At 59.6% G+C, this 12,023-nt stretch carries 10 protein-coding genes; 2 read left to right on the top strand and 8 right to left on the bottom strand.

The genetic code is table 11. The annotated features are described in order from the left end of the window. Positions 1 to 40: 40 nt before the first annotated feature. Positions 41 to 475, top strand: a complete 435-nt coding sequence (locus EII23_RS08600) for a YqaA family protein (protein ID WP_124792979.1) — start codon at positions 41 to 43, stop codon at positions 473 to 475. 43 nt (positions 476 to 518) lie between these two features. Here the strand turns inward: EII23_RS08600 and msrB are convergent, their stop codons facing one another. The 6 genes from msrB to EII23_RS08570 form a co-directional block, all read right to left on the bottom strand. Further along, positions 519 to 1,604, bottom strand: coding sequence for a peptide-methionine (R)-S-oxide reductase MsrB (gene msrB, locus EII23_RS08595; RefSeq protein ID WP_185702346.1), 1,086 nt, complete (start codon positions 1,602 to 1,604; stop codon positions 519 to 521). 96 nt (positions 1,605 to 1,700) lie between these two features. Beyond that, positions 1,701 to 3,074: a sodium:alanine symporter family protein gene (locus EII23_RS08590; protein WP_124792978.1), complete on the bottom strand. Its 1,374-nt coding sequence runs from the start codon at positions 3,072 to 3,074 to the stop codon at positions 1,701 to 1,703. 151 nt (positions 3,075 to 3,225) lie between these two features. Next, a complete protein-coding gene (locus EII23_RS08585; protein ID WP_409360234.1) occupies positions 3,226 to 4,476 on the bottom strand; it encodes an NADP-dependent malic enzyme in 1,251 nt (416 codons plus the stop codon). A gap of 216 nt (positions 4,477 to 4,692) precedes the next feature. Then, entirely contained in the window at positions 4,693 to 5,514 is an 822-nt protein-coding gene (locus EII23_RS08580) for a hypothetical protein (protein WP_124792976.1), read from the bottom strand. Positions 5,515 to 5,573: 59 nt separating this feature from the next. Continuing rightward, positions 5,574 to 7,025 (bottom strand): aryl-sulfate sulfotransferase, encoded by a 1,452-nt coding sequence (locus tag EII23_RS08575; protein WP_124792975.1) that lies wholly within the window; start codon positions 7,023 to 7,025, stop codon positions 5,574 to 5,576. 97 nt (positions 7,026 to 7,122) lie between these two features. Beyond that, positions 7,123 to 8,523, bottom strand: a complete 1,401-nt coding sequence (locus EII23_RS08570; protein WP_124792974.1) for an SLC13 family permease — start codon at positions 8,521 to 8,523, stop codon at positions 7,123 to 7,125. A gap of 238 nt (positions 8,524 to 8,761) precedes the next feature. On the opposite strand from EII23_RS08570, the gene EII23_RS08565 reads away from it, so the two are divergent. Then, positions 8,762 to 9,427 carry a Crp/Fnr family transcriptional regulator gene (locus EII23_RS08565; protein WP_124792973.1) on the top strand — a complete coding sequence of 222 codons (666 nt, stop codon included), beginning with the start codon at positions 8,762 to 8,764 and terminating at the stop codon, positions 9,425 to 9,427. Between the two features lie 66 nt (positions 9,428 to 9,493). Here EII23_RS08565 and lpdA read toward each other — a convergent pair whose 3' ends face one another. Further along, on the bottom strand, positions 9,494 to 10,918 hold the full coding sequence (lpdA, locus tag EII23_RS08560; protein WP_124792972.1) for a dihydrolipoyl dehydrogenase: 1,425 nt from the start codon (positions 10,916 to 10,918) through the stop codon (positions 9,494 to 9,496). 144 nt (positions 10,919 to 11,062) lie between these two features. Continuing rightward, positions 11,063 to 11,650: a DJ-1/PfpI family protein gene (locus EII23_RS08555; RefSeq protein WP_124792971.1), complete on the bottom strand. Its 588-nt coding sequence runs from the start codon at positions 11,648 to 11,650 to the stop codon at positions 11,063 to 11,065. Positions 11,651 to 12,023: the final 373 nt, after the last annotated feature.

The following is a 12,023-nucleotide window of genomic DNA, read 5'->3' as shown; positions in this document are numbered from 1 at the left end:
GCCCGTTGGACATTTTTGTGAAAAACATGGCAGGTAGCGCGTGAGTGCCTTTGCGCTGTGGGGGCTGTTTTCCTCCGCCTTTCTTGCGGCAACGCTTTTGCCCGTCCAGTCCGAACTTGTGCTGGCCGGGATGCTTGCAACCCAAAGCGGGCCGCCGTGGCTGCTGATTGCCGTGGCGACTCTTGGCAATACTCTCGGGTCTGTCGTCAACTGGCTGTTCGGGAGGCTCGCCCGGCGTTTTGCGGGGCGAGCCTGGTTTCCCGTGCAGGAAAAAAATCTGAAAAAGGCGGAACACTGGTATCACGCATACGGCCGCTGGTCCTTGCTGGCAAGCTGGGCTCCCGTGATCGGAGATCCGCTCACCATTGCCGCCGGGGCGCTGCGCGAGCCGTTCTGGTCCTTTCTTGCCATTGTGGCAGTGGCGAAGCTTGCCCGGTATCTTGTGGTGGCGGCTCTTGCCCTGCATCTGTTCTGATGCCGGGTGTGCAGGGCAGGAGTGCTTTTGTGTGCAGACGGATTTACCGGACAAGGTGTTTCAGGTTTCCGTAGCCCTCTTTTTCCATTTCGTCATAAGGGACAAAACGGATGGCGGCGCTGTTGATGCAATAGCGCAGACCGCCCCTCTCTTTCGGCCCGTCGTCAAAAACATGCCCCAGATGGGAATCCCCCACGCGGCTGCGTACCTCGGTCCGCAGCATGCCGTGGCTGCGGTCTTCATGGTCGGTCACCACAGCCGGATCAACGGGCTTTGAAAAGCTTGGCCAGCCGCACCCGGAATCGAATTTGTCGGCGGAAGAAAAAAGCGGCTCTCCCGTCACCACATCCACATATATGCCGTCTGCCTTGTGGTCCCAGTACTTTCCGGAAAATGCGCGCTCTGTCCCCGCCTGCCGGGTAACGGCATATTCCTCCGGCGTGAGGCGTTTTTTCAACTCCGCTTCAGACGGTTTGGAATACTTTTGGGGGTCCACCAGGCCCGTTGTCCGGGCGGGAATATCCTTGAGGCTGTCGAAACTGATGTGGCAGTAGCCGTTGGGATTTTTCTTCAGGTAGTCTTGGTGGTAGTCTTCCGCCGGGTAATAGTTTTTCAGCGGCGTCAGTTCCACTGCCAGCGGTCTGCCGTATTTTTTTGCTTCCTCCGACATTACGTCTGCAAGAATCTTCCTGTCTTCCTCATGCTGATAGTACAGCCCGGTCCGGTACTGGCTGCCCACATCGTTTCCCTGCCGGTTCACGCTGAACGGGTCAATGATCTTGAAAAATTGTCCGGCGAGAGTCCGCAGGCTGACAATGGCCGGATCGTAGCGCACATGCGCGGTTTCCGCATGGCCCGTTTTTCCGGAGCAGACTTCTTCATAGGTGGGGTTCTTTTTTTCGCCGTTGGCATACCCTACGGCGACATCCATCACTCCAGGAATTCTGGAAAAATATTCCTCCACCCCCCAGAAACAGCCGCCCGCAAAGTATGCGTCCCGCAGGCCGGAGGTTTTTTGTGTCTTCATGTCTGCCGTACCTCCGTGATCCTTTTGTCCGGATTCTGCCGCCACAAGCATTGTGCCCGCCAGCAGGGCGGTGCACAGCAAAAGCAGGATTGACTTTTTCATGGGTTCCTCGCCGGGCCAGGGCAGTGCCCAAAACTCCCGGCCGCAAGAACAGCCGGGAGTTTGGAGATGCCGTAAACAGGGCCTCTACAGCATTTTTTACAGCACAAAGCGTGGATCCTTGGCCACCTCTTCGCGGACAATGCGGAAGAGCGTGGGGCTGAGCAGCAGAATGCCGATGATGTTGGGGAATGCCATGAGCGCATTGCCGATATCGGCCAGAGTCCAGACCACATCCAGCGCCAGCACGGCACCCACGGCAACGGCCAGCACATAGATTACCCGGAAGGGTTTTTGCCCCTTGTCGCCAAAGAGATAGATGATGCACCTTTCACCGTAGACGCACCAGCCAAGGATGGTGGTAAAGGCAAAGAGCGACAGGCAGATGGTGATGCCGTAGTGGCCGATGCCGGGCAGATAGTGCTGGAAAGCCGCAGCAGTCAGCACTCCTCCGCTGAGGCCGGAGCTCCACAGGGGATGCCCTGCGGCGTCCAGAGATACAAGAATCACAAAGCCCGTCATGCTGCACACAATGATGGTGTCAATGAAAACGTCCAGCATGCCGATGGAAGCCTGCACCAGCGGCGATTCCGCCGTGGAGGCGGCATGTGCCATGGGGGCGGAGCCCAGACCGGCCTCGTTGGAAAAAATACCCCGCGCCATGCCCATGCGGATGGCCATCATGACCGTTGCTCCCGCAAAACCGCCCTGAGCCGCAGTGGGCGTAAAGGCATCTGTCACCACCCACCAGAAGACAGAGGGCACACGCTCGATATTCATGAAAATGATGATGAGGCACATCAGCATATAGATAACGGCCATCAGGGGCACCAGCTTGCCCGCCACAGCGCCGATGCGCTTGACGCCGCCCACAAGCACCAGACCGGCAAGCAGCAGCAGGACAAGAGATGTTGTCCATTCCGGCAGGTGAAGATTTTTGGAAGCATTCACGCTGATGGCGTTGGCCTGCACCATTGCGCCGATGCCGAAGCAGGCAATGGCGCCGAAAATGGCAAAGCATGTGCCGAGCCATTTCCAGCGTGGACCGAGGCCGTTTTTGATGAAGTACATGGCCCCGCCCACCCAGTTGCCGGCGGGAGTCTTTTCACGAAAATATACGGAAAGCAGCACTTCGGAAAACTTTGTCATCATGCCCACAAGAGCGGTGACCCACATCCAGAAGAGGGCGCCGGGGCCGCCAATGGCAATGGCTGTGGCAACACCCACAATATTGCCCGTGCCGATATCGGCGGCAAGGGCCGTCATCAGGGCGTTCCAGGGAGAAAGTTCTCCGTGCGCCGACTGGTTTCTGCGCCCGGCCCACAGGCATTTGTATGCCCTGACCCAGTTGCGGAAGGAGAAAAATTTCAGCCCGATAGTGAGATACAGGCCGGTTCCTCCAAGCATCACCAGCATCACCGGCCCCCAGACAAAGTCACTGATGCTGTTCAGCACACCCAGTAATCCGTCCATTGTCCCTCCCATGTTGAATGCGTTTTCCGCGAGCAGAATCTTCGCCCGTCAGAAAAAGATACAGCAAGGATACCCGCATTGTGGAGATGCGGTCAATTTTTTTCTGCCTTGAGCGGGCACACAATCAGGAGGCGGCAGGCGCACAAGGCTGTCAGGCCCGCACTCGTCCGGCCAGGCGCGCGCGCAGGCTTTCCGCCACAGATGCAGGGTCGAGCCGCATGCGGGCAACGCCGCTGTCCATGGCGGCTTTGGCCGTTGCCGCAGCCACCGCAGGGGCCACCTCGGGGTTGAAACTGGAGGGAATGATCATCTGCGGTCCCAGTTCGTCAGGCCCGACCAGATCGGCCAGGGCGCGGGCCGCAGCGATTTTCATGGCATCGTTGATGTCCGTGGCGCGCACGTCAAGAGCGCCGCGGAAAATGCCGGGAAAGGCCAGAACGTTGTTGATCTGGTTCGGGCAGTCGGAGCGCCCGGTGGAAATCACTCTGGCTCCGGCATCATGGGCGCGTTGCAGCGGCCAGATTTCCGGAATCGGATTGGCTTGGGCAAAGACAATGGGATCCTTGGCCATGCTGCGGATCATGCCCTCATCCAGGGTATCGGGTGCCGATACGCCGATGAAAACATCCGCGCCCCTGATGGCATCGGCCAGAGCGCCCCTGACCCTGTCGGGATTGGTGCGCCGGGCAATATCTTCCTTGTAGGGATTCATGCCTTCGCCGCGTCCTTCCCAGATGCTGCCCCGCGAGTCGCACATGATGACGTTTTTGAGCCCCACGGCCATGAGCAGCTTGACAATGGCCATGCCCGCCGCGCCCGCGCCGCTGGTGACCACCTTGATGTCTTCGAGCTTTTTGCTGGTCACTTTCAGGGCATTGATCAGGCCGGCCAGCGTGACCACCGCTGTGCCGTGCTGGTCATCATGAAAAATGGGGCCCTTGAAGATGCCGCGCTCCTTGAGGCCGTCTTCAATGACAAAACATTCGGGGGCCTTGATGTCCTCAAGGTTTACGCCGCCGAAGGTGGGAGTCATGAGTTCGATGAGCTCGATGATTTTTTGTGTGTCCCTGGTATTCACGCAGATGGGAAAAGCGTCCACATCAGCAAATGCCTTGAAAAGCAAAGACTTGCCCTCCATGACAGGCATGCCTGCGGCAGCGCCGATGTCGCCCAGGCCCAGCACAGCCGTGCCGTTGGATACCACGCAAACAAAATTGGCGTGGTTGGTGTACCAGTCCAGCCTTTCGGGGTGGTGGTGGATTTCCATGCAGGGTTCCGCAACGCCGGGCGAATAGGCCAGCGTCAGGTCATCGGCATCCCGCACGGGGATTTTTACGCGAACCTCGATTTTTCCCTGGTTGTCCTTGTGCAGGTTCAGGGCTTCCTCACGCAGATTCTTGATCCGGGACATGTCTTGCTCCTTTTCTGGAGAGCTGCGGGCAAAGCCTTTCGCTCCAGGCAAATACGGCCGTCTGCTCCGCGTTCCCATGCCGTTTTTTGCCGTGCGGAAAAGACGTTGCCGGAAAATTCAGGGCGCAAATGTAGACCACGCGAGGCGGCCGCGCAAGGGGCGCGGCCGGGCGTGTTTTCCGCTTTTGGCGGGCAAAGGAGCAAATTTTTATCTGGCGATCTCTGCCTTGAACAAATGCTGCCGCGCGGCAGAGCGGTACATGAGCAGGTTTTCGCCCGGCAGGGGCTCCAACCCACGGGTATCCCAAGTCATTTCCGGAGTGACGGGTGTGATGGTGTAGGGCAGTGTCGGTTGGCCGCATGCTGCGGCCACCATTTTTGCCGCTGCGGCGGCATCTTCCCGCCGGGGCCAGGACCAGCCGCTGTCATCGGGCAGCGGCATGACCAGAAAGCGTACCGCGCCGTCAGGCGTGTTGCTCACCAGCCGGATGGTTGCGCCCAGTTCGTCGGCGGACGGCGCGCCGCCGAAAATTTTTGTTGTGGCTTCCGCGCCGCCCACCATATTGCAGAGAACGTGCGTATTCTTGACGCACAGCAGTTTTTCCAGCAGCTCCGGCTTGCGCCCATCGGTTTGCAGCCAGACCTGGAGGCCGCCTTCGGCAAGGCGTCTGACCAAGGTCTGGAAATTTTCTTCCTGCCCGTCCGGGCATTGTGAGGGGTAGAGTCCTGAAATTTTGCCGTGCAGCATGTCGCTGCGGGTCACGCAGCCCTCCAGCCCATGGCCGGAGAGCAGATAGGCGAGAATTTCGCCGGAACCCTGTCTGATGACATCGCCATCTTGAAACAGCGGAAACTCGACTCCTTCCGGGTTACGGTAGATGGCCTTGCGGTAGGTGCGGTAAAACTTGTTGAATGTTTCGGTATCGCCTTTGAAATCCACCGCCCTGTACTCCTGCCGCTTTTCGGCCAGAAAATCCTTGACGATTTTGCAGCGGATGCAGTCCGGAGCCGTGTAGAGAATGCTGCCCATGTTTTTCTCCGTTGCGGAACGCCGCGGGCCCGGGGGATCGCGGCGTTCCGGCGTAGCTGCTATTTGTCCCTGATGTCTTCTTCTGAGGCCACGCACAGGGCATTGCTGCCCTCATAGGGTACGCAGCCGTCCACAACGCACTCCCTGACGCGGTCACCCAGGGCGGCGGCTCCGGGCACGCGGAATGTGGTCACGTCCAGAGGGGCGATGGGTTTTTCTTCCGGCTTGGGGGCTTGGGGTACCCATTGGTAGGGCACGCGATAGGCGCGGTAGGTCATGTTCATGGGTACGTTCCTGCCCCAGTAGGGCGAAATGAATTCCCACACGATTTCGTGCTCGCGCGTTACCTCGAACACGCGCCCGTCGGAACCTTCGGTAATCAGGGTGTTGCCGTTGGGCAGGCGTTGCGCGCTGCTGATAAAGGGGCTGTAGAAGCGGTTGCTGTCCATGGGTTCCAGAAAGCCTGCTTCGCGCGGGGTATACTGCCACACGATTTTGAGGCTTGTGGGGTCTATTTCCAGTACGCGGGAGTAATCGCGCAGGGCGGCCTTGACGCCCGTGGGCGATCCGGGATTGGGCACGTCATAGCCGCCCCAGCCACCGTTGTCGAAAACCAGGATATTGCCCTCGCCGGGCAGTCCCTTCGGGATCATGTGGGCATGGTGCTGGCCGATGATCCAGCCCATGGCGCGCAGTTCCGGGGTTGTATCGTAGTCCGGCCCCAGCTTCCAGACAACTTTGCCGGTCTTTTTGCTGATGATGAAGATGATGTTGGTTTCGCGGCCGTCAACGATGATGTTGTCCGGGTGAAAGCGTTCGTCGCCCGCATCGTGCCATTTGTTGGGACCCAGGGCAGACATGGAGTTGAGGTGCATCCAGTCGCCCTGCCCTTCGGGCTGGGTGGGGCGGTAGTTGGGATTGCGGGCCAGGGTGTTTTTTGCTCCCTCACGGAAACCGAACTCGTCAAAATGTTCATTGCACAGCCATTCCCAAAGGATTTCGCCCTCCCAGTTCACTTCCAGAATGAGGTCGTCCACCAGAAGTTTGTCGGAAATTTTGGGATTGCGGGCATTGCGGTGAGCCAGTATCAGGGTATTGCCTTCCAGAGGTTTCGGCTCCATGTTCGGGGCGTAATAGCCCACGGGATTTCCCTCGCGCTGCACATCATGGTGGTAGCGGGCCATCCAGCGTCCGGGTGTGCCGGGATCTTCGATGTATTCGTTTCTGTCAAACTTCCAGACGACCTTGCCGTCCCAGTCCACCTGCACCACATCCAGGCCATCCTGCACGCTGTATTTGCCGCTGCGGCGGCCCCGGCTGGTGAGCATGTAGCCGCCGGGCAGGATTTTGTTGGGCATGCCGAGCACGCCTTTCCAGACGTTGACTTCGCGTCCGTTCATGTCCATGAGCACTGCGCCCATTTCCTGCGCCTGAAAGATGGTGAATCCGCCCCAAGCCTTTTCAGGCTTGAACAGGGTGACGCCGGTGGGGTAAATTGTCGGGTGGCCCATACTTTTCCTCCTGAAGAAAAGGTGTGCTGCCGGGTCTGCCCGGCAAGGGAAAATCTGCGACATTCCCGGCAATCATGCCGGGAGGGGAATACTGTACTCACAATACCAGACGCCAGTAGGGCATGGCGATGCAGGCCACAAAAAGTCCGGCCAGCAGCATGCGCACAGCCATGACAAGGGCCATTTCCCTGAAATTGATGTAGCCGCTGCTGAAAAAGTAGAGATACAGGGCGTACTCATAGGGAAAGATGAGATTGTCCAGTCCGTACTGGAATGAGAAATAGAGGATGCGCGGATCCAGACCCATCCGCATGCCCAGTTCGGTAATGGGCGCGGTCAGGGTGGAGGTGGCCGCCAGCGGTGTGAGCAAAAAGTTCATGCCAACGCCCGTGGCGTAAGAACAAAGAGATGCCAGCATCGTACCCGTGTCGCTGAACAGGGGCAGCACCAGTCCGGCCATCCATTGTGTGACCTTGAGAAAACCTCCGGTGCTGCCGATGGCCATGCACCCCATAATGAAGAAAATGGGCGCAAAGTTCACCCGGCTGAGCCGTCCGGCGTCCATGAGCGCCATGCCCGGCGCAAAGGACAGGGCGGAGATGATCATCAGCACCACTCCGGCGCTGATGCCGTGCAGCTTGTCTGTGCTGAGCAGCACCACGGTGACCAGCAGAAGAAGCATGGCGCGCTTTTGCTCTGCGCTCATGGGGCCAAGCTCGCTGTAAGCCTGCTGTACTGTGGAACGGATGGTTTCGCGGGAAACGGAGGAGCGCAGCAGCACCAGAACAATGCCCATGGACAGGAAGGTGTAGAGCATGGCGGGCACAAAGTTGTACTTGGCGTATTCCATCCAGGAGGTCTGGGTGCCCATGGCCTTGTCCACCAGACCCATGCCCATGACAAGATCGCCCGCCCCGGTAAGCCAGGCCAGCTTGGTGGAGCCTACGGCAATGCAGGCACCCAGCATGATGGCCGTGGCTTCGCGGCCCTTGGGCTTGAAATTCATGGCATCGCAGAGGCTTATGGCCACGCCGCAGAGAATGGCGGCCTTGCCCATGATGGAAGGCACCAGAGGCGAGAGGATGATGGCACCGATGGTCAGGCCCAGCAGTGCCCCGGAAAAACTGCCGCCCATGGCGCGTACGCTGCCCATGGCAATGCGTTTGCCGAGCCCTGTTTCCTGAATGATTTTGCCCAGAATGAAGCCTCCCACGGCGATAATCCAGATTTCACTGCGCCACGGGGCATGGACCACGCCGATGTTCACCCCCTCGCAAAACAGGACGTACAGGCCCGGCAGGAGAATGCCCACGGCAATATCGTTGAGGGTTTCCATGGCCCAGGCGCACACGGCCCAGAGCGTTACAGCCAGAAAGGCCGCCATGGGCGGAGTGAGGCTGCTGTTCTGGACAAGCAGCAGATAGGCGGCAATTGGGACGATAAGGTTGGTGATCCACTTGTACAGCAGAATGCGGTTGGGCGCGAGGGCTTCAGGCATGGCGTCCTCTCTTGCCCGGTGGGCATATGCGGCCTGAGGTTTGCGGTGGCCGCGTGGCACTGCCGGCGTTGTGTCCTGGCCCTTCGACCCTGTCATCCGGCAGCGGAAGAATTGGCTCCACCATAGCAGGAATGCACGCCATGCCGTGTTTCATTTGCAACATTTTTCACAAAAAATTGTTTTTTCCTTTGTGTCGTGGCATGCTGAAGCCGGAAAATGCTCTGCAAGGGGGGGCAGCATGGCTCTCAATGTAGGTGGACGCGGTCTGGCCTTCAAGGAAATGCGCGAGATGAACGCTCCGTGGCGCACAGTGTTGCATCTGGCGGAGCGTTGTGTGCTGCGCAGGGGAGAAAGGATTCCTCTGGGAAGAAAGCTGTATTTTCTGGAGCGGGGCAAGGTGCGTCTGACGCAGCAGAGCCTTGAAGGAATGGAAAAAATCCTCTGGTACATCCATGAAGGATGCCTTTTCGGCGAAACCCCCTTTTTTGATCCCATGCCCAGCGAAGGATATTTCACCTGCTCCGTGGAAAGCGTGGTCTGGGCTTTTTCGCCGCAAAGCCTGGATGTTGTGCGCAGGGAGCACCCCGACCTGCTCATGAACCTCGCCCAATCCATGGCGCGCAAGATGCGCGCGCTTTCCCATCAGGCCGCCTCCTTGTATCTGGACAGCGTGCTGGTGCGGACATGCAAGTTTTTGGCGCAGCGCATCGTGCCCGGCAGTGACCCGCCCGTTGCCGATGTGGGGATTTCACGGCAGGAGATGGCCGCCCTGCTGGGCGTTCATCGCATCTCGCTGTACAGAATACTGCGCCAGCAGGAGGAAAGTGGCCTTCTGGGGCCGTTTGTCAACAAAAAAGTGGCCGTTCTGCGGCCTGAAGAGTTTTTTGAAATCATCAAAAACTGAAAGCGGGGGGAGTGCATGTCCGGAGGACGCCGTGCCGGATAGCTTGCGGCACGGCGCTGGCAAACGTTATGGTGTGGCCCACATGGTGTGCAGGACGGCATGGGCCGCCTCGTACATGCCCTCGGCCAGAGTGGGGTGCGCATGGATGGTTTCGGCGATCTGGCTGACGGTGAGTCCGGCTGTCAGCGCCAGCCCGGCTTCGGCAACCATGTCCGATGCGTGCGCGCCCACAATGTGCACGCCGAGAACACGGCCGCTTTGGGCTTCGGCCACGATTTTGAAAAAACCCGGCAACTCGCCCATGGCATGGGCCTTGCCCAACTCGCGCATCTGCACTGTGCCGCAGACCACAGCAATGCCGCTTTCCCTTGCCTGCGCCTCGCTCAGACCCACTTCACCGATTTCGGGAGCCGTGAAAATGGCCGAGGGCACCGCATCGTAGCGCATGGGGCGGGGCGTGCCGCACAGGCTATCCACCACGCACAGAGCTTCCGCTGACGCCACATGAGCCAGCATGACGCGGTCCGGCCCGAGAATGTCGCCGATGGCGTAGATGCCGGGCACGGATGTTTGCAGGTTGTCGTCCACACGAATCCAGCCGCGGCTGTCCACAGCAATGCCTGCACCGGCAAGGTCAAGCCCTTCTGTGGCGGGCGTACGGCCCACAGTCACCAGCACCATGTCCGCCTCAACAGCTTCTTCGGCCTCCCCGGCAGCGGTCTGCTCCAGAAAGGGCGATGGCGCAATGGTGCCGCGCACCACGCCATCAGCCACATGCACATCCTTGAGGGTTTTTCCCGTGAGAGCCCGGATTTTCTGCTTGCGCATCTCACGGCCGAGCAGTGTGCTCACGTCCTGATCCACCGGAGGCAGGGGCAGAAGGCGGCCCTGTGCCTCCACAAGGGTGACAGTGCTGCCGAAGGCGCGGTAGATGCAGGCCAGCTCGCAGCCGACAACTCCTCCCCCCACAATGACCAGATGCTGCGGAATGCGGGACAGGGCAAGGGCGTCGTCGCTGCTGCAGATGTATTCGTGGTCAAAGGTCAGGCCGGGCAGTTGCAGCACTCTGGAGCCGGTAGCGATGATAACGGCCTCGCCGGCCACAGTGGTTTCCCCGTTTTCGCCGTTCACAACCACGGTATGGGCGTTTTTCACCCGGCCTGTGCCGTGCAGCAGATTGACCTTGTGGCGGGCGCAGGTTTTTTCCAGGCCGCCCCTGAGGATCGTGATAACGTTTTCCTTGCGTTTGCGTACGGCTTCCAGAGCGATGGAAGCCGTGGAGCAGCCTGTCACGCCATATTCGTCCAGTCGTGAAGCCAGGGTCAGGGCATCGGCGCTGGCGCGCAGAGTTTTGGTGGGAATGCAGCCCCGGTTGAGGCACACGCCGCCCAAAGCGGTATTTTCGATCAGAGTGACTTCACAGCCCCGGCGGGCGGCCTCAAAGGCTGCCGTGTAGCCGCCGGGGCCGCCGCCGATAATGGTGATACGCATACGGCCTCCCTTGGTGTGCCGCTGCGGCAGCGCCTTTGGCCGCGCGGGCGGGCGTTGTGTGCAAAAAAGAGCCCGGCAGAAGGCCTGCGGAAGCAAAAGCATCGTACAGCGTTGTTGCCTCCGCAGGCCCGCCGAAGGGCGCTGTTACGGCTCAATCCTGGTTCCAAGAACTTTCAGAAAGGCGGCCATCCAGGCCGGGTGCGCCGGCCAGGCGGGAGCCGTGACCAGATTGCCGTCCACGCAGGCGTTGGACGCAGTTTCGTTCACCGCGCACCAGGCGCTGCCCGCATCGACTACATCCGGCATGACGGCAGGATAGGCCGTGCTCCGCCGGTTTTTCAGCACTCCCGCGGTCACCAGCAGTTGCGGCCCGTGGCAGATGGCGGCAATGGGCTTTTTGGCCGCATCCATCTCCTTGATGATTTCAATCACGCGCGCATTGAGGCGCAAAAATTCCGGGGCCCTGCCGCCGGGCAACACAAGACCATCGTAATTTTCCGCGCGGACGGCATCAAAATCCGCGTTGATGGTGAAATTGTGCCCGCGTTTTTCAGAGTAGGTCTGGTGTCCCTCGAAATCGTGTATCGCTGTGGCGATGGTGTCGCCGGGCTTTTTTCCGGGGCTGACCACATCCACGGCATGCCCGACCATGAGCAACATCTGAAAGGGCACCATGAGTTCATAGTCTTCCACAAAATCCCCGGCCAGGATCAATATTTTTTTTGCGGCCATGTGCTCTCCCTGTGCGGCGCATTGCGCGCCTGTTGGTATGGTTCCAACGTGTTTGCGCCGGAACGGTTTTCTGAAGGTCTTTCCGGTGGCACAAAACCCGCGCTGTCCAGAGGGGCTGCCGCCTGCCTGCCGTGCCTGCGCGCCATGCCGGAAAAGGTGCGCCACGCATAGCATTTTCTGTGTGCAGCCGCAAGCCGTCCTGTGTTTTGCGCCACTTCGGAAGCCGGGACAGCAGCGTTTTGCCTTGCGCTGCGGAGCTAGCGCCAGGCAATCCTTTCCGGCTTTAGCCAGTTGAGCGAAGCGAAACAGAAAACCACCCGCTGTGCGGGTGGCGACAAAGGTTATACCCCAAAAAACACCTTTTCCATACGAT

This window comes from Desulfovibrio sp. OH1186_COT-070 (genome assembly GCF_003860215.1).
Taxonomy (GTDB): domain Bacteria; phylum Desulfobacterota; class Desulfovibrionia; order Desulfovibrionales; family Desulfovibrionaceae; genus Desulfovibrio.
This window is presented reverse-complemented; position numbering and strand designations above follow the sequence as displayed.